17 protein-coding genes and 1 riboswitch are annotated in these 18517 nt (G+C 58.6%); of the genes, 12 read left to right on the plus strand and 5 right to left on the minus strand.

Features of this window, described 5'->3' with window-relative positions:
• Positions 1-482 precede the first annotated feature (482 nt).
• A riboswitch (cyclic di-AMP (ydaO/yuaA leader) is annotated at positions 483-643 on the plus strand.
• Positions 644-654: 11 nt separating this feature from the next.
• The 8 genes from ACZ6ZO_RS09600 (at position 655) to ACZ6ZO_RS09635 (ending at position 8608) form a co-directional block, all read left to right on the plus strand.
• Entirely contained in the window at positions 655-1281 is a 627-nt protein-coding gene (locus ACZ6ZO_RS09600; protein ID WP_465292210.1) for a C40 family peptidase, read from the plus strand.
• A gap of 170 nt (positions 1282-1451) precedes the next feature.
• Entirely contained in the window at positions 1452-2507 is a 1056-nt protein-coding gene (locus tag ACZ6ZO_RS09605) for a C40 family peptidase (protein WP_465292212.1), read from the plus strand.
• Between the two features lie 15 nt (positions 2508-2522).
• Positions 2523-3623, plus strand: coding sequence for a glycosyltransferase family 4 protein (locus tag ACZ6ZO_RS09610; protein ID WP_465292214.1), 1101 nt, complete (start codon positions 2523-2525; stop codon positions 3621-3623).
• A gap of 43 nt (positions 3624-3666) precedes the next feature.
• Positions 3667-4602 (plus strand): ROK family protein, encoded by a 936-nt coding sequence (locus ACZ6ZO_RS09615; protein WP_465292216.1) that lies wholly within the window; start codon positions 3667-3669, stop codon positions 4600-4602.
• A gap of 73 nt (positions 4603-4675) precedes the next feature.
• Positions 4676-5410, plus strand: a complete 735-nt coding sequence (locus ACZ6ZO_RS09620; protein ID WP_465292218.1) for a lysophospholipid acyltransferase family protein — start codon at positions 4676-4678, stop codon at positions 5408-5410.
• Between the two features lie 110 nt (positions 5411-5520).
• Positions 5521-6654 carry an acyltransferase family protein gene (locus tag ACZ6ZO_RS09625; protein WP_465292220.1) on the plus strand — a complete coding sequence of 378 codons (1134 nt, stop codon included), beginning with the start codon at positions 5521-5523 and terminating at the stop codon, positions 6652-6654.
• Between the two features lie 32 nt (positions 6655-6686).
• Positions 6687-7193, plus strand: coding sequence for a polyadenylate-specific 3'-exoribonuclease AS (locus ACZ6ZO_RS09630; RefSeq protein WP_182385808.1), 507 nt, complete (start codon positions 6687-6689; stop codon positions 7191-7193).
• Positions 7194-7219: 26 nt separating this feature from the next.
• Positions 7220-8608, plus strand: a complete 1389-nt coding sequence (locus ACZ6ZO_RS09635) for a class II 3-deoxy-7-phosphoheptulonate synthase (RefSeq protein ID WP_465292223.1) — start codon at positions 7220-7222, stop codon at positions 8606-8608.
• On the opposite strand, the gene ACZ6ZO_RS09640 is transcribed toward ACZ6ZO_RS09635, so the two are convergent.
• Both ACZ6ZO_RS09640 and pknB read right to left on the minus strand, forming a co-directional pair.
• Positions 8541-9611 carry a glycosyltransferase 87 family protein gene (locus ACZ6ZO_RS09640; RefSeq protein ID WP_465292225.1) on the minus strand — a complete coding sequence of 357 codons (1071 nt, stop codon included), beginning with the start codon at positions 9609-9611 and terminating at the stop codon, positions 8541-8543. The genes ACZ6ZO_RS09635 and ACZ6ZO_RS09640 overlap by 68 nt on opposite strands.
• Complete coding sequence (pknB, locus tag ACZ6ZO_RS09645; protein ID WP_465292227.1) at positions 9611-11827, minus strand: Stk1 family PASTA domain-containing Ser/Thr kinase; 2217 nt, start codon at positions 11825-11827, stop codon at positions 9611-9613. Before pknB ends, ACZ6ZO_RS09640 begins: the two co-directional genes overlap by 1 nt.
• Before the next feature lie 56 nt (positions 11828-11883).
• Here pknB and ACZ6ZO_RS09650 point away from each other — a divergent pair, with 56 nt between their 5' ends.
• The gene (locus ACZ6ZO_RS09650; protein WP_182385812.1) at positions 11884-12258 is read left to right on the plus strand and encodes an Rv2175c family DNA-binding protein; all 375 of its coding nucleotides are present in this window, start codon (positions 11884-11886) and stop codon (positions 12256-12258) included.
• Here ACZ6ZO_RS09650 and ACZ6ZO_RS09655 read toward each other — a convergent pair.
• Together ACZ6ZO_RS09655 and ACZ6ZO_RS09660 are read right to left on the minus strand one after the other, a co-directional pair.
• Positions 12255-13715 (minus strand): alpha-(1->6)-mannopyranosyltransferase A, encoded by a 1461-nt coding sequence (locus ACZ6ZO_RS09655; RefSeq protein ID WP_465292230.1) that lies wholly within the window; start codon positions 13713-13715, stop codon positions 12255-12257. The two genes, ACZ6ZO_RS09650 and ACZ6ZO_RS09655, sit on opposite strands and share 4 nt — an antisense overlap.
• A gap of 1 nt (position 13716) precedes the next feature.
• Positions 13717-14811 (minus strand): polyprenyl synthetase family protein, encoded by a 1095-nt coding sequence (locus tag ACZ6ZO_RS09660; RefSeq protein ID WP_465292232.1) that lies wholly within the window; start codon positions 14809-14811, stop codon positions 13717-13719.
• 90 nt (positions 14812-14901) lie between these two features.
• On the opposite strand from ACZ6ZO_RS09660, the gene ACZ6ZO_RS09665 reads away from it, so the two are divergent.
• Positions 14902-15828: a methylenetetrahydrofolate reductase gene (locus ACZ6ZO_RS09665; RefSeq protein WP_465292234.1), complete on the plus strand. Its 927-nt coding sequence runs from the start codon at positions 14902-14904 to the stop codon at positions 15826-15828.
• Here ACZ6ZO_RS09665 and ACZ6ZO_RS09670 read toward each other — a convergent pair.
• A complete protein-coding gene (locus ACZ6ZO_RS09670; protein WP_465292236.1) occupies positions 15825-16364 on the minus strand; it encodes a GNAT family N-acetyltransferase in 540 nt (179 codons plus the stop codon). The genes ACZ6ZO_RS09665 and ACZ6ZO_RS09670 overlap by 4 nt on opposite strands.
• 199 nt (positions 16365-16563) lie before the next feature.
• On the opposite strand from ACZ6ZO_RS09670, the gene ACZ6ZO_RS09675 reads away from it, so the two are divergent.
• Positions 16564-16992, plus strand: coding sequence for an SAV_6107 family HEPN domain-containing protein (locus ACZ6ZO_RS09675; RefSeq protein WP_208767733.1), 429 nt, complete (start codon positions 16564-16566; stop codon positions 16990-16992).
• Between the two features lie 115 nt (positions 16993-17107).
• A complete protein-coding gene (locus ACZ6ZO_RS09680; protein ID WP_182385818.1) occupies positions 17108-17500 on the plus strand; it encodes a DUF3040 domain-containing protein in 393 nt (130 codons plus the stop codon).
• Positions 17501-18517 lie beyond the last annotated feature (1017 nt).

The following is an 18517-nucleotide window of genomic DNA, read 5'->3' on the forward strand; positions in this document are numbered from 1 at the left end:
GATGCCTAAGGCCGTTGAGGGAATCAATCTGACGGTGTTAAAAACCGCATAAAAAGGGAATCAGTTAGTGACTCACAACAGGTTGACAACCACCGGCCCTGACAAATTCACTGGAACTGAACTACTGCCGAATGACTCGGTCTGTGGTGTTATTGCTGTGAGTCATGGGAAGTATGTGACCACCAATCATATAGAGTGACCCAAATCACAAAAAGAATTCGCGGGCAATTTGCGGGCTAGGGTAGTGCAACATTTTTTCGGCCTCGTCGTTAAATCGCCAGGTAGAGTACGGTATTGCTGACAGGTGTGCAATCCGCAGCTTTGCGGGAAATTCGGGACGCAGGTGTGACGCAAGTTTGATAACGGTCGGATAACGGTGGTTGGTGGGCGCGCCCGTTGGACATGGGGTGTGTCCATTTCGTAATCTGTTCGAGACATTACGGGCAATGCCAATTGTTATTTGGCTGTTACCTGGAATACAAACCGAAATAATGCCTAATCGAGGAAGCGTACTAGCTGAATCGAACCGGGGAACCATCATCGTCTGGGGTGAACCACTGCGAGAGCCGCTCAGGTGGAGCAAGTGGAGGAAGCTTCCGTTTCCTAATCCGTCAGCTAACCCGGTCGGCGCAAGGGAAGATTTGGAGAATATTCATGGGTAAGCACACCCGCCGGAACGTTAACATCGCTACCAAGGCCACTGCTTCTGCTGTCGCAATGGGTGCAGCTGTTTCTCTCGCTCAGCCAGCCGAGGCTGCGCCAGTGGTCATTCCTAACACTGGACTGACTGTTGAGATTCCAGGCCTGGAGAACGTTCCGAACATTGCGGCCATCCCGGGTGCTCAGGACTTCGTTCCTGGTCTGGCTGGTCAGGCAGGTGACGCTAACTACGGTGCCGTCGATGCTGCTGCGGCTCTGGCGACCTCCTCCCAGGCTCCTTCCGGTCAGGCAATCGTGGATGCTGCTCGCAGCAAGATCGGTTCCCCATATGTGTATGGCGCTACCGGACCGAACGCTTTTGACTGCTCTGGTTTGACCTCCTGGGCTTACTCCCAGGTTGGCAAGTCCATCCCGCGCACTTCCTACGCTCAGGCAGCTGAGGGTACCCAGGTCTCCCGCGACCAACTCCAGCCAGGCGATATCATCGCCTTCTACGGTGGAGCTTCCCACGTGGGCATCTACACTGGCAATGGCACTGTCATTCATGCCATCAACGAGGGAACTCCGCTTTCCGAGTCTCCTATCGACTACATGCCATACCACTCCGCAGTGCGCTTCTAATGCTCGCTGCTTAGCTATTAGGGTTGGTTGGAACCTTGTTTCCAGCCAGCCCTTTTTGCTTATTGTTTTCTTAGTTTTATGGCTGGATTTTTACAGGATATTAATGTAGGCTAAGCGATTAGTTGTCCGGCGTACCTTGGCCGGAGCAGAGATGAAAAGGGCTCCAACCAGTGTTTTCTTCGCACCTTCGTCGTGCTGTCCTAGCGGCAATCATTGCTACCACCTCAACCGTGACCCTCGCGGTCTCCCCAAACGCATTCGCTGATCCCGTGGCACCTGCTGCTGCGCCCGCATCGATGGATGACCTCATGAAGGAACTGGGGGAGTCTTCTGAAAAGGTGTCAGCGCAGAATGAAGAATTCAAGCAGCTGCAGGAAGATATCAAGGCCAAGGAATCCGAGTTGGAGGGAATCAAGCAGCGCGCCCAGTCCGCTACTGAGGCCGGGGAGCGCGCTCGGGAGGAAGAAAAGGCGGCAAAGGTTGTCGTCGATAAGCTTGCTGCCTCCAAATACCGTGGTTCCATGCGTGACCCGCTGACCACCATCATCAATGCTGAGGGGCCTCAGAACGCGATTGATCGTTCGGCGTACATGTCGGGCTATGTTCGTAAGGCGCAGGAGGCTCTCGCAACGCAGCGGGAGAAGTCTGCAGAGGCTGGTCGTTTACTCAGTGAGGCCGCTCGGCTGCAAGCAGAATCGCAGTACAAGATCAATGAGCTTGCTGCCCGTAAGGTCCAACTGGAAAAGCAGGATAAGGAGCTGCAGGACCGGATTCGGGACATCAAGGCGCGTATCGATGCGCTGAGCCCAGCCGACCGCCAGGCGTGGGAAAACAAGAACGGTCCTGTCGCATACGACCTGGTCGGCGTGACGTCCACCAATGCAGATGGAATGAAGGCCTTGGAAGCGGCGATGACCAAGCTTGGTGCGCCGTACGGTTGGGGAGCAACCGGCCCGGATGTTTTCGACTGCTCTGGTCTAGTCGTCTGGTCCTACGCACAGCAGGGCAAGACGGTGCCTCGCACGTCTCAGGCGCAGATGGCTGGCGGTATGCCGGTGAGCCGGGAGGATCTCCAGCCCGGTGACGTGGTCGGTTTCTACCCAGGTGCTACCCACGTGGGCATTTATGCTGGCAACGGCAAGGTGGTGCACGCGTCTGACTACGGCATCCCGCTGCAGGTGGTGGGCATGGATTCTATGCCGTTCTACGGGGCGCGCCGTTACTAGCTAAGCTTTTGACTCATGCCCCGAGTCTTAGTCGTGACGAATGACTTCCCGCCCACTGTTGGCGGGATTCAGTCGTATGTGAGGGATTTCCTCGCGACGCTTCCTCCCGAAGAGGTTGTTGTCTTTGCTTCCACGCAGGATTCACCTGCTGCTGCGGCGTGGGATAGGCAAGCGCCGTACCGTGTAATCCGGTGGCCTCATCGAATAATGCTGCCGACCCCCGGGGTGGCAGCTGAAATGCGGCGGCTCATCCGGCACGAGCAGATTGAAGTGGTGTGGTTCGCCGCTGCTGCGCCCCTCGCAGTTCTGGCTTCCGCTGCGAAACGAGCCGGGGCGACGCGGGTGGTGGCGTCGACGCATGGGCACGAGGTGGGGTGGTCGATGTTGCCGGGCGCGCGCCAGGTATTGCGCCTCATTGGCTCCCAGTGCGACGCCGTGACCTACATTTCCGAATACACGCTGCGCCGATTCCGACGGGCTTTCGGTCGCCACACGAATTTTGTGTATCTGCCGTCGGGCGTAGACGCTGCAGCTTTCCGACGCCCCGTCCCCGCCACCCTCGACCCCGCTGAGCTGACGGTGACTTGTATATCCAGACTGGTTCCCCGCAAAGGCCAGGACTCCCTCCTCGCCGTGTGGCCGCAGCTCCAAGCGAAGCATCCTACTGCGCGTCTGGTGATCGTGGGGGAGGGGCCCTACGAATCAAAGCTACAGAAGCAGGCGGAGGGTCTGAACAATGTGTGCTTTACGGGGCGGGTGAGCGATGCTGAGCGCTTGCGGTGGCTGCACGCATCGGATATTTTCGCCATGCCGGCGCGCACCCGCGGCGGGGGCCTTGATGTCGAAGGGCTGGGCATTGTGTACCTCGAGGCACAAGCGGCGGGAATCCCAGTGATCGCGGGCGATTCCGGGGGAGCGCCCGAGACCGTCACTGCAGAGTCAGGCATCGTAGTGCCTGGCCGGGACAGGCAGGCTCTTGAAAATGCCTTGGACGCGCTGCTTTCCGACGCCCAACTCCGCACCCGCATGGGCGCTGCCGGCCGTGCTCATGTGCTGCAACACTGGACATGGGAGCACAAGGGCGCAGACTTCGCCCAAGTCCTAGGGATGACGTGACGGAAGATATACTAAGTTTTTACCCTGCGGAAAAGGAGCTGGCTTGAATACCCCGGTAGCCATCGGTTTCGATATCGGCGGTACAAATGTGCGTGCCGCTGCAATTACCGCAACCGGCACAATCATTGACCGTGAGCACAAGCAGTCTCACGGCGACGCCGCCAGCATGGAGGATGCTATCGTCGCGATGACCCAAACGCTTTCCTCTCGGCACAAGGTTGCTGCAGTGGGGATTGCTGTCGCCGGGTTCCTCGATGAACATCGCCAGAATGTACGCTTCGCGCCACACCTGCCCTGGCGGGACGCCCCCTTGCAACAGCGCTTGTCGCAGCGCCTTGGCATTCCCGTCTCGCTGGAACACGACGCCAATTCCGCTGCACGAGCTGAAGCAGCGTTCGGCGCTGCTCAGCAGGCAGATACCTGGGCTTTTATTTCTATCGGGACCGGTATCGGTGGTGCAGTGATGACGGGCGGTGAGATTTATCGCGGCGCGTTTGGCACTGCCCCGGAGATTGGGCATCTCCCAGTAGTGCCTGGTGGCAGGCCCTGCCCGTGTGGGAAACGCGGCTGCCTTGAGCGATACTGCTCCGGGACTGCACTCGCGGCGACCGCGCAAGAGATCGCCGTAGCTGAAGGGGCTCCAGAACAGCTGTGGACAGGCGAAAGCGTGATCGCGGCGGCACGGGCAGGAAACAGCATCGGAAAGCGAGCAATCGTGGAGTTTTCCTCCTGGCTCGGCGTGGCGCTGTCCATCATGAGCGATATGTTTGATCCGGAGCTCATCGTAATCGGGGGCGGAGTCGCCCAAAATCACGACTTGTTCCTGGCTGACGGCGTCGAGAAGGCCCGTGGCCTGGTCGTCGGGGCAGGGCACCGGCCGTTCCCACAGGTGGTACCAGCAGCGCTCGGGGCCGATGCCGGAATGATCGGTGCCGCGCACCTCGCGCTGACGGAATCTCGTACAGACACGGCACCCTAACTACCTCCACCTCCATGTGGCGCCATGTAAAGTGGAACGGGTTACAACAACAGATCGGAAGGCCGAAGCGACGATGCAGAATAAGTGGTACTGGACGTTCAAGAACATTCTTTTTGGCCCTCTACTGCGCGTCTACAACAGGCCGAGCATCACCGGGCTGGACAACATCCCAGCCTCCGGCGGCGTGATCCTTGCCTCCAACCATCAAGCCGTGATGGATTCCTTCTATCTTCCGTTGCTGTGTCCACGTCAGATCCAGTTCCCGGCGAAGCAGGAATACTTTACTGGGGAGGGTGTCGTCGGAAAGCTGCAGAAGTGGTTCTTTACTAGCGTGGGGCAAATTCCGATCGACCGCAGCTCGGGCGACACGGCAAAAGCTGCGATGGAAGCCGGGAAAAAGGTTGTCGAAAATGGCGACGTGTTCGGAATCTACCCAGAAGGAACGCGTTCCCCTGATGGCCGCATTTACCGTGGCAAGACCGGAGTTGCTCGAATTGCGTTTGCGACCGGTGCCCCTGTGGTGCCGGTGGCAATGATCGGATCGCGTAACGCCAACCCAATCGGATCGTGGGTGCCTCGCCCCGCGAAAGTGCGGATTAATGTGGGGGCGCCGATCGATCCCCTCAAGTTCGCGCGTGACCGTGGCATCGACCCGGAAAGCTACGAAACTCTACGGGCATTCACTGACCATGTAATGCACACGCTCGCTGATCTAGCAGGGAAGCCTTACGTTGATGTGTACGCTGCAGAGGTGAAGAAATCACTCGAGGCTGGGCTCGGGTACCCACCCAACGCACTGCCCGAATAACACCTAACTTTTGCTTACCTGTTGCTTCGTTGGGTAAGCTGTCCTTTCGTGCATGGCACGTGCAAGTTGCCACGAGGGCACGCGACTAACGGAAGTGAATGAAGGTAGCTGTGGAAAAGAAGCAGTATTTGGAATGGCCGGATGCTGCCCGAGGGCTTTCAATCTTGGGAGTTCTTTTCCTACACGCCACCCTGGCTGTGCCAAACGGCGAATTCAGCCTCCCCGCTCGGATCAACGAGTTTTTGGACCCCATGCGCATGCCACTGTTTTTTGTGGTCAGTGGCTTTCTAGCTGCCAAGGTCCTCCACTTTTCGCTTCGGGAGCTACTGTTCAAGCGTCTGTGGTTCATCGGTCTGCCTTACTTCATGTGGGCTCCCGTGGAACTATGGCTCAAATACCGCGAATGGCACCACTTCCTCGATGACAAAGCCCCCACCCTTGAGATGGTGCTGGATGCCACCAAGGAAGGCGCGAATCTGCTGTGGTTCCTGTACTGCTTGGTCATCGTGACCGCGTTCGCTTGGATCACCCGGAGACTCTCCACACCGTGGGCCCTAGCCGTCAGCTTTGTGCCGCTGGTGTTTCTCCTGATCCCAGAGCGCCCCATCATTGTTAACCACGTGATGTTGTACCTGCCGATCTTCATGGTTGGTGTGCGGCTGAAGTCGCTCATCATTAGCTTCACCGAACACATCTTCCACCCACTGAGCCTGGCAGCCACAGCCGTGACCTGGTGGATGTACTTGGAACTGCACAACATCTGGCTGACGAAGTGGAGCGTCGATTTCCAGGGGTGGTTGCTGCCTGGGCACGTGGTCCTTAGCTTTGATGACTCGGAACTCGTTGTACGCCTGGTACTGCGGATCCTCGCGCTTCCGGCCGCACTGACGCTAGCGGTGCTGCTCACCAAGATTCCTGGCGTGTTCCCGCTCCTACGGTTCTTCGGACGCAACACCTTGGTGCTGTACATTGGGCACGGATTCGGCCTGACCTTGCTGTTTAACTACCAGTTCCTGTTCAGCGGACTGCCATTTGAACTGGGCGCAACTAACCCGCTGCATAACACGACGGTGTGGGTGTGGGCCTGCGTCGCCTTCAGCTTGATTGGTGGTGCCGCTTTCCACGGGATTTCTCGCATTCCGGTTCTGGGTTGGACCGTCAAGCCACCAGCGGTCTACCACCAGTTGGTGAGCACCAAGGCCCCAGCGCAAGCTCGTTCCGCGCACCGGCTACTGTTGAAGTAACTTGCGTGTAACGAGCTAGGAAGAAGTTACCTGTGCGTTTTTTCTACGACACCGAATTCATTGAAGACGGTGAGACCATCGAGCTTGTCTCGATCGCGATCGTCGCCGAGGACGGTCGGGAATTTTATGCGGTGTCTACTGAGTTTGATCCGGCAAAGGCGAACCCATGGGTACAGGCGCACGTGCTGTCGCAGCTTCCAAACCCGAGCGACCCGGCCTGGAAATCCCTCGCTGATATTAGACAAGGCGTGTACGAGTTTCTTATGGCGAGCGGCACACAGGTGCAGCTGTGGGCATGGGTTGGTGCCTACGATCATGTCGTGCTGGCGCAACTGTGGGGCGACATGGCAGGGCTGCCCAAGGCGTTGCCACGATACACCAGGGAACTGAAACAATATTGGGAAATGGCAGGACGCCCCAAGCTGCCTCCTACGCCGCAAGGCAACCACGACGCACTCATTGACGCCCGACACAACCTCGCCAAGTTCCGCGCGTGCATGGAAGCGTTGCCCCTACAACCCAACAATAGAGTGCGTTAACCTGCGACTGTGGTAGCTTTTGGGATGTGAGTTGGACTGTTGATATCCCCGTACATGAGCTTCCGAGCCTCCCGCCCCTGCCACCAGGATTGGAGGAGCGATTCCGCGATGTCATTTCCCGGGACGCTAAACAACAGCCATCCTGGGATGAAAAGCAAGCGGTAGCAGTGCGCCGCATCCTCGAGACGGTGCCACCGATCGTCGTTCCGCAGGAGATCCGCGAACTGAAGACCCTCCTGGCAGACGTCGCACTGGGCAAGGCATTTTTGCTGCAAGGTGGCGACTGTGCGGAAACCTTCGAAAGCAATACCGAACAGCACATCAAAGCAAACATCAAGACGTTGCTCCAGATGGCTGTTGTGCTGACCTACGGTGCCTCCACCCCAGTGGTGAAGATGGCCCGTATCGCCGGGCAGTACGCAAAGCCACGTTCTTCCGATCTGGATGCCAACGGTTTGCCTAATTACCGTGGTGACATTGTCAACGGCGTGGAAGCAACCCCAGAGGCCCGTAGGCACGACCCAGCACGAATGATTCGTGCCTACGCGAACTCTTCGGCTGCCATGAATCTGGTGCGAGCATTGACCAGCTCTGGCACAGCGGACCTGCGTAGCCTCCACGAGTGGAACCGCGAGTTTGTGCAAAGCTCCCCAGCTGGTGCCCGCTACGAGGCGCTGGCTCGGGAAATTGAAGCCGGACTGCGTTTCATGGACGCCTGTGGCGTGGACGATCCGGGCCTGCGCTCAGCGAATATTTTCGCTTCCCACGAGGCACTTCTCGTGGACTACGAACGTGCGATGTTGCGCCTGGACGACAACAACGAAGAACTCTGGGACTTGTCCGCACACCAGCTGTGGATCGGCGAGCGCACGCGTGGCCTTGATGATTTCCACGTGAACTTCGCTGCCCTGATCGCTAACCCGGTTGGAATCAAGATCGGACCAACGATCACTCCTGAAGAAGCTGTGGCTTACGTCGAACGACTCGACCCGAACAACGAGCCAGGCCGGGTCACCATCGTGGCACGTATGGGCCACGACAAGATCCGCGAGGTCCTGCCCGGCATTGTCCAAGCAGTAGAGGACAGAGGTCATAAGGTCATCTGGCAGTCTGACCCGATGCACGGCAACACCTACACCTCCTCAAACGGTTACAAGACGCGCCACTTTGACAAGGTCATCGATGAAGTTCAGGGCTTCTTCGAGGTACACCGCGCACTGGGCACCCACCCGGGTGGCATCCACATCGAGCTCACTGGCGAAAACGTCACCGAATGCCTCGGTGGTGCAGAGGACATCACCGACGTTGACCTGCCAGGCCGTTACGAGTCTGCGTGCGATCCGCGTCTCAACACCCAGCAGTCTCTGGAGCTGTCGTTCCTCGTTGCGGAGATGCTCCGCAACCAGCACCGGTAATAACAAAAGACACCACCACGATCAGGGGATATTGGGCCACCGCGAAAGCGCCCAGTATCCCCTGATTGCTTGTCAGTAGCATTCCCGCTGACATGGCCACCAGTCCCCACCACCGCAGCCACGAAGGGCACTGGGGGAGTGCAATTAGCACGATCAACCACGTGAAGTGGTGCGTCCAACTAATTGGACTCAGCAACAACCCGAGCCCCGCGGTAAGAACCAAGGACCACACCGCGTCCGTGCAGCGCCAGATCACCACTCCTGCACCGATCAACACCACAGCCAGCACGACCGGAACTAGATCGCCTCCACCCATGCGCACCAACACGCCCTGCAGGGAAGCGTTCTGAAGGTAGGCGACATCTCCGACCCGGGCCGGCGTCCACAGCGCCTCGGTGAAGTAATACCAGGAATCGTGGGGCTTAAGAACGGCGGCGAGGGACGTCGTTAAGCCTGCTGCTCCCACCATGCCGACGAGGCCTCGCGTATCGCGGCGCAGCAAGAACCACAGCAGGAAAATCGCCGGGGTGATTTTGATGGCGGCCGCGATACCGGTCAGTGCGCCACGGGGCAACCAGCGGGGTCGGTGGCCGTAGGCGTCGGCGAGGACGAGCGTCATGAGGAAGAAATTGATCTGGCCAAAGGTCAAAGAATCGAAACTCGGCTGCAAGAGCAACATCAGCACCAGCCAATAGGGTGACAGTCGCAGCCACCGAACTACCAACCATGCGCACGCCACCATCCCCGCATGGTGCAGCACGATCACCAGTGGCATCGGCAACCATGCCACCACGGCGAAGCCCATCGCAGCAAATGGCGGGTAGGTAAACGGAAGCTCGGTACCGGTGACGGGGACGTCAGCTGCATACAAATTCTGTCCCGACAACAGCAACCGACCACCTTGGACGTACACTTCCACGTCGATCGGCGCGCGGAACCCCTGCCACGAAAAGCGCGCTGCCGCGAGGACTGCGCCCACCGCCACCCACACGAACACTGGCATTAGCGCAGCGCAGTGAGCTCGACGGTACTTCCGATATCCACCTTCGCTCCCGCGCGTGGCGACTGCGTCAGCACCCTACTGCCATCACGACGTGTGTTCACTGACAATCCCATGTTGGTCAGGATTTGTGTCGCATCCTCCATCGTGCGCCCCACAACGGACGGAACTCGCACCCGATTGGCCACCTGCAGGGTGACCTCTGGGGAGGCGGGATCAATGAGCGCGCCGGCGCGCGCTGAGGTACCCACGATCTCGTACGGCACCGTACCGGCATCTGAGGTATCTTCGAGCGTCACCACAAAACCAAGGCCTTCTAGCTGGGCGACAGCCTCAGTGGAGGTTTTCCCGATCACACTCGGCATCTCCAACGCGTTGGAGACCTTCAGATTCACCTCCGACCCGCGGGCGAGCTTTGCGTGTGAACCCGGGCTCGTGGAAATTACATGTCCTGGCTTGTGCCGCTGGGAGAACTCCTGCTGCACGCTGCCAACTGTGAGCCCCGCATCCGTTAGCGTACGGGTCGCGTCCTCCTGCGACATCCCTGCGACGTCCGGAACGTCCACGGGGGCGGCGCCTTTGCTTATCGACGCCGTCACCACCGATTCCGTCTTCACCGTCACGCCCGGTGAGGGCGAAACACTCACAATCTGACCTTTAGGGACGTCATTGGAGAAAACATCACCCCCAATTTCCAGGATCAAGGTACGTTCCTCCACGGCGCGCCGGTACTCCGCTATGTCGCCACTGGCCGGCAGCACCGGAACAGTAGGAAGCCCTTTGGAGATGAGTACCTCAACCTGGTCAGAGCGAGGTACTCGACTCCCAAAAGGGGGCGCGGTTCCCACCGCCTTGCCCACGGTCACGTCGTCGGAAAAGACCTCGGTGACCACCGGGTCAAAACCCGCGTCGCTCACCAGCTGTATTGCGGTAGGACGATCCTCGCCAAGGATCTGCGGGATTTCCCCATACCTGCCGGAGCCGAACCACCAGCCACCTACCGCCACGGATGCAATGAGCAATGCGACAACAAGGAACCAAGCAATGAGCTTCGCGGTCGAGCGGTTGCTTACCGGCGTGGGGGCCTCGAACGCCACCGATTGGTCCTCACGGACAGCGGGAACGTCCCTGGTCTCTGGCTCCGGGGCGATGGGTGGCATGATGGGGGGCGTGACCTGTGGTGCCACCGGGAACGCCTCGGTAGGAGGCTCAGCGATCGGAGCTGGGGCTGGCGTCGGTTCTAGCGGTGGCAAGATACTGGTCGATTGGTTCTCCACAGGCGGGGCCAGTGGCGGAAGGGGAGCAACCACCTCAGTGGCTCCCGCGACCACTTCCGTAGCGCGCGCCACGGCAGTATTCGTCGGCACTGGCACTTTGAAGGACGGCAGCTCCAATTCAGTAGCGACATCTTCGAGCGCTGCGAGAAACTCTGCTGCGGTAGGGAAGCGCTCCGCCGGGTCGCGTTGCGTCGCGGCGGCCACGAGTTCGTCGAAAAGCTGCGGAACGCCGTCGATCCGGGAGCTGGGCGCGGGAACATCATGGGAGAGGCGCTGCATGGCGTGCGCGAATTGAGTGTCGCCGTCGAAGGGGGTGGTGCCGGTGAGCAACTCGAAGAGGAGCACACCCGCCGAGTAGACGTCCGACTCTGGCCCAATGTGGCCACCATCAACCTGCTCTGGAGACAGGTAGGACACGGTACCGATGATCTTGTCCGACGTGTGTTCGGATTGGGCCACGGCACGCACCAGGCCGAAGTCCGTGAGCTTCACCCGATGATCCTTATTGATCAGCACGTTGTCCGGCTTAATGTCTCGGTGTACGAGCCCTTGCTTGTGCGCCACCGACAGGCCGGTGAGGAGGCCACGCATCACCTGGGTAGCGGCGTGGGGAGGCATGGGGCCACGCTCCGCGAGGAGTTCCCGCAGCGTGCCTCCGCTAATCAGTTCCATCACCAGGTAGGCGTGGTCTCCGGTGGAGTTGAAGTCATACACGTCGACGATGTTGGGGTGGCCCAGTTGCGCCATTGACTTAGCTTCTCGCACGAAACGAGAGCGGAAGATTGCGTCATCCAGGTAGCGGTCATCCATCACTTTCACAGCCACGCGACGGCCCAGGCGCACGTCTTCACAGCGGAACACTGTGGACATACCGCCTTTAGCGATCACCGCTTCAACCCGGTAGCGACCGTCGATGATCTCCCCAACCTGTACATTGCTCATGCCAATAAGTATGGCGTACCGGACTCGGTACTTGCCAGATACCCTGGGTAGACTGCATGGATGTGAGTTCTATTCCATCCGCACATGATGTGCTCCCTGCAGATGAGCCAGTACTGTCCGTCCCGGATTTTGCCGAAAAAATGGGCGTGGTTGTCACCCGCGTCATGCACCTGCTCCGCGATCACCAGTTGATCGCCGTCAAGCGCGACGGCGTGAAGTACATTCCGGCTCGTTTCCTTTCCGACGACGGCCAGCTCGTCAAGTTTGTCCCAGGCGTCATCGCCCTGCTTTCCGACGGCGGGTTCACCGACGATGAAATCCTCCGCTACCTCTTTACCGAGGACGACTCCCTGCCCGGAAGGCCAGTTGACGCCCTCCATGGCCATTTGGCTCGTGAAGTGATGCGACGCGCGCAGTCGATGGGCTTCTAATCGCCCTTGTTTGGGGCGGGACGCGCCGCCCCAAACACATAACTGGTGAGCAGCCACGCCAGCACCGCAACCGAGGTCATCCAGACGAAGTTGTACAGCATGTGGTTGCCGCTGCCAGCAAATGATGCCGCGATCACCATGGATAGCAGCGCAGTGATGCGTCGGAGTTTTTCCTGCGCGGGGAACGTCCCCACCACATTCAGCAAACTGGTGTAGTACCAGGGCAGGGTGACGGCGTTGAACAGCACCGCAACGGTGTAGGCTGCCGCGATTCCCATCACCGCCCGCACGCGGTCCTGGCGGAACAACCACCACACCACAACGAGCCCGGCCAGCATCGTCACCTGCGATAGCGGTCTGGTGACTACTAGGAAGTTGTTGTAGTCCAAGTTCTCATTGATCAGCTGCCCCACAGGGGTCATGAGGCTAGCCAGCAGCGACGGGATCGCGAGTGGATTGATCACCTTGGAGTTGCCCGAAATCTGGGAGACCCACCCCCACGAAGCGCCCGACGCCCAGGTCACAGCGCTGACCACGGCGAGAGTCAACGCCGTCATCCACGTTCCAGACACCACGAAGGACACGAAGTGGTGCCACCGCGACGTGCCGCCCTTAACTTCCAAAAGTCGGCGCGTTGCCATCCACACGAGGAACGGCAGTGCGAACACCGCGGTGGCTTTCAACGAGACCGATATGGCGACGCAGACTACGGCGAGGGCGAACCGGCGTCGTAAAGCTGCATAAATGCCGACGCTGACCAGCCCTACCATCAGCGACTCGTTGTGCATTCCACCAACTAGGTGAAAGACCATCACCGGGTTCATCACGCCGAGCCACACAGCCCAGCATGGGTCCGCGCCCAGCTCGCGCGCGATCTGTGGCACTGACCAGGCGATCATGAGGAAACCGATGAGGGAGACCAGCTTGTACAGCACTACGCCTGCAGTGACGTTGTCGCCCACGATGCTGGTGATGATCTCGCCCAACCACAGGTGAAGCGGGCCGTACGGGGTGGTCGTGTTGCGCCAGTCATGGCTGACTTCGAGCAACATCGGGCCAGGGTTGACGGCAGCGCCTTGAGTGTAGGGATCGAAGCCGTCGCGAAGCATGGCGCCCTGCATGAGGTACGAATACACGTCGCGCGACAGTATCGGGGCGGCGAATACCAGTGGCAGCACCCACCACAGCAACGTCCGGTTGAGGCTGCGCACGCTGTGCAGCCCAGGCGACAAGCGCAGCGAGCGCCCCACCAGCGCCCATGCCACGATGAAACAGAACATCGCCGTCCACAGCGTTGCGTTGCTGATGCCGGCGCCGTGACCGTAGGACAGGAAGGAGAGGCCCAGCGCTTCGAGGACCCCACCGCGGTTGCGGATCGCGCCTGCGCCGAAGGAAGCGAGCGTCATGAAAACCGTGGCGAGGATACCCAGCCACTGTGCGCGTTGAAGGAGCTTCACGTTAGACCGCACGTTTCGTCGCCCGGATCGCCAGCTCATGGAGCGCGGCCCGGATGTGGTCGGGGAGCGGGGCATCGTCCAGGTGGGCGAGACCGGAGGCAGTCAACTCAGCAATGCGCTTTTCGACGACCTGTTGCGCGCCCATCTCATCAATAATCGCAGCTAATGCAGCAAGTTCCTGCGGATCAGCCGTCTTGCCAATTCCCTGCCGAAGCTGCTTGGCTTTCTCCGGCGCAGTGAGATCTGCCTGCCTTAGGGCTTGGGCCAGCAGCACCGTCCGTTTGCCTTCACGCAGATCGTCGCCAGCGGGCTTACCAGTGATCGCTGGATCGCCAAAGACCCCGAGGATGTCGTCTTGGAGCTGGAACGCGATGCCAATGTCCTGACCGAAGCCGCGGAAAGCCTGCACGAGATTGTCGTCGGCGTCGGCGATGGCCGCGCCGATGTGCAGCGGGCGTTCGATGGTGTAGGCGGCGGTTTTGAACCGGTTGACCTTCTCCGCTATTTCGGCGCTTTCGTTCCCTGAGCTTTCCACCGTGATGTCAAGAATCTGGCCGGAGATCACCTCCGTCTTCATCGCGCTCCACGGACCGCGGACACGTGCGAGGGCAGCCGGGCTGAGACCCGAGCTCTGTAGCATTTCCTCTGCCCACGACAGCGCCAGATCGCCGATCAAAATCGCGACTCCTACGCCGAAATCTGCGGCATCGCCGTTCCAGGTGTTGTTTTTGTGAAGCGCTTCGACCCGGCGGTGTACCGTCGGGGAGCCACGTCGAGTGTCTGACTCATCGATGATGTCATCGTGGATAAGTGCACAAGCTTGAATAAATTCCAATGCGGAAACGGCGCGCAAAACGGCAGCGGGATCTTCTATCTCCGTGCCGCCCGCTCCCAAATATCCGGCCCATGCGAACATGGGGCGCATGCGCTTTCCGCCACCGAGAACCATGTCCTCTAAGTAGGAAACTGCCTGTGTAATGACAGGATCGATGGTGTTGATAAGGGGGCGCTGGGAGTCGAAAAACTCATTCAGGCATTCCCCGACGGCGTCGGGAAAATCTGCCAAGGTGAGAGTTCGAGCGTCGAAAGTAGTCACAGCGCATCCCTTTAAGATCTGTAAAATTTGTGAATATTTTTCGGTGAAGTTGCCGTAAAAGGAACCTCTCTAAGAATAAGATACCTAGCCATGGCAATAACACGACAGAAACCAATCTCATCCCTGCTAGCTGAATCCAACAAAGTCATGTTTTCTGTCGAATTCATGCCACCGCGGGACGATGCCGCCGAAGCTCGACTCTGGAAGGCCGCTGGCGCATTCAAAGACCTCGGAGCCGCCTTCGTCTCAGTGACCTACGGCGCGGGCGGATCCACGCGAGACCGTACCTTCCGCATCGCCGAGCGTCTGGCAGCACTGCCCTTAACGACGCTCGTCCACCTGACTCTGGTGGAGCACTCACGCGCCGAACTGCTGGAAATCCTGGAGGCCTATGCGCAGGCTGGCCTCACCAACCTCCTCGCCCTGCGCGGCGACCCACCAGGCGACCCGTTGGGGGAGTGGATCAAGGCAACAGACGGCCTTGAATTCACCAGCGAGCTGATCGAACTGGTTCAAACAACTGAGGCGTCCCGGCACTTCGACATCGGTATCGCGGCCTTCCCTGAAGGACATCACCGAGCTGACACCTTGGACATTGACACCGAAGTCACGCTTACAAAGCTGCGTGACGGGGCAGAATATGCCATTACGCAGGTCTTTTTTGATGTGGAGCACTTCCTCCGGCTGCGTGATCGTCTGGTGGCAGCCGATCCTGAGCACGGTGCCAAGCCCATCATTCCCGGCATCATGCCTATTACCTCGCTGCGTTCCGTCCACCGACAGATCGAACTGTCCGGTGCAACCATGGCGCCCGAGGTGGGGGCGCGCCTGGAAAAGGCTGCGCTCAGCGGTGACGCCGCAGTGCGTGCGGAAGGAATCCAAATCTCCAGCGAGATGACCCAACGCTTGATCGACGAAGGTGTACCGGACGTGCACTTCATGACTATGAACTTCGCCAAAGCAACGCACGAAGTGCTGCACAACGTAGGAATGGCTCCTGCCTGGGAAAAGTCCTAGTTGGTAAGCGGGAGATCAGCGATCAAAATGGCGAAGGGGCGCTGATCTCCACTGAAATGGAAACCGCGTAACACATCACGGAACCCACATTTGCGATACAGCCCAAACGCGCCATTGGATTCACTATCTACCTCCGGCGTGGAGAGCATGACCCATGGCTGGGGCACGCCCTCCACGAGAGCATTTAGCAGCGCCTCGCCAATGCCGCGGCCCTGCTGGCCAGGGCGAACATGGATTTCCGACAGCTCAAAATAATGAGAAAGTTGATGGCGGAACTCGTCATACCGGCCAACACTGATGAGCCCCTTCTGAACTTGCAGATGCCACCAGTTCATGGGCATTCCTGCATGCCCATGGGCGATGCCTAGGATCCCGCTGTCATCGTAGGCGACGACAGCGCGAAACCCTGCGCTAGCGCTCAATCGACGCCATGAATTGATCCACTGGTCACGTAGATCCGGCGCATAATCCATCGCTGCCATGTAGAGATCCACCAGCTCGGGGACGTGGCGGACGAACTCAATGCGACTGAGCATTCGGATAGTAATGGACACCCTTCTATCGAAGCATGTCTGTGGTTGTGGTGTGTGAAAAACAAATCCTTACCCCTGATAAAGATGTTTTAACCAGCAAAAACATCCCAAAATTAGAAAATATGTGCTAAAATATGGATAGGTTGTCCGGGTCGACTTTTAAGGTGTGGTTACAGCAAGGAAATGTGAGGAGGAGCGGCAAATGTCAACCATCGTTTCAGCAACAACAAGGTCCATCGGGCGCGGTCAAGGTAAGCGAGCGAAGTTCATTGGTCGCTCATCTGTCCTGCTTCGGGAGGCAATGCAGCACTACCGCGACGCAAACTATGCTGACGCGTTGGAGTGCGCCTACCAGGCTGCCCTCCGAGCTGCAGGTGCGTACATTGCAAGCTCGCCAGTAGCAACCCGTAGGCGTCGCCCCACTGGCGCATGGAAACAGCTGGCGCTTGTGGACTCCACTGGCAAGCAGTGGGCAGATGTTTTCTCTACCTATTCACGGATGCGCTCGCGCGTTATGACGGGGCTGGATAGTGAGGTGTCCGCTACCGTGGTGAAGGAGCTTTTGATGCAGGTTGAAGAGTTTTTGGACGTCGTCGAAAGTGCTGATCAGGGAGGGGCCCTCGCAGCGTAGCGCAGTTTGTAGCTACTTTTTCGCCCGCCGGGAACTTTCCCGATATTCTGGACGTTAAAGTCTATGTATCGGCAAAAGGCCCGATGGGTAGCCTGCACTATCAAAGGAGGAAACGGTGTCGCTCTCTGAACAGGAACTGCGTGCACTGCGTGAGATCGAACAGTCCTTGATGGCTGACGATCCAAAATTTAGCGCCTCGGTTTCGGGCGCCGGTGTGGACGGCCGATTCTCCTTTTCCCTACAAGGAGTGGCGCTCTTTGTACTGGGGCTTGTGCTCCTCATTGGCGGTGTAGCTCTCAGTCAGGAAACGCTCTGGTTCGTCGCCCTGAGTGTGGTCGGATTCCTGCTCATGCTCGGCTCGGGCATCTGGATGCTCCGCTCCAACGACTCCGGCATTTCGCTGTCCTCCCCATCGCGCCCCAAGAAGGCGAAGGGCTCCGGATCTGGCTCGGGATTTACCGGCCGGATGGACGAGCGCTTCCGTTCCCGCTTCGACGACGGGCGCTAACCCTCCTATAACCTCCACAAACCCCTTCCGGTAATGGTCGGAAGGGGTTTTTCTTACCAGGGTTGCCCCTCTTGGTTGGTGTTGACGTATACGCGCGTGGGGAAGCTTCTTGGGCGTGCCTAGGATCCAGCCAGTGCTTGCGTTCGTAACACTGTCGTGAGGGGGGCGTGGCTGCGTTTATGCAGTGATATCTTCAGTGAATTGTCGCGGTTTTGTGCTTGTGCTGATAGTGGATTGACGATGATCGCAGGTCACAGTGCTGAAAATGGGTGGTATTGGGGAATTATTGTCAATCTAACACCGTCAAAACACCGAGCCTGGGAGCCTTGGGGGCGTGCCAGTATGGTTTGCGTGAAAGGCTCCACTGTCTCGTGGGAAGTGGTCTTCCTATCATTGGCGCCCGGCGGCGACAGTACGTGTAGATCTTGAAAGTTGTCTGGGGGTGGGGGCGCCTACGGGTTATCGCGGTTTTGTGCTTGTGCTGATATTGAATTGACGATGTTCGCAGGTCGCGGTAGTGAAAATGGGTGGTATCGGGGAATCATCGTCAATCTAACATCGTCAAAACACCGAGCCTGGGAACTTTGGGGGCGTGGAACCCGTGGGGCCTGGGAATCCTGGAAGCCAATGTCTAAGGCTGTTGAAACCGCGGTTAGCTCGTAATTTGAGTGACTCGTCCTGGTTTTTGGGGAGGTGGTGAGAAAAGTTCCCCACTTTGCCCCACTCAACCTCATTGTGGCAGATTTTCGGTGCTTCTCTTGGGGTTTCGCTGATACTTTCCCCACAGCAACACTGAAATTATTGAGGCAAATGTTGCTAGAGGGATTAAAGTGAAAATTGTCCCAACAAGTTGTAAAATTTGTTTCTGAGAAATAAAAAGCCTCTACCTGCATTTATTGCTAAGTGTGGGGCGTAAGTGGGGTGTTGGGGGTTGTTAGTGGGGGAAAGTGGGGTATTGTGGGTGTCGGTAGTTGGGATTGGTGACTTTTCGTTCGCGGAGGGGAGCAAAACCCCAAA

The organism is Corynebacterium sp. NPDC104732 (assembly GCF_055583565.1).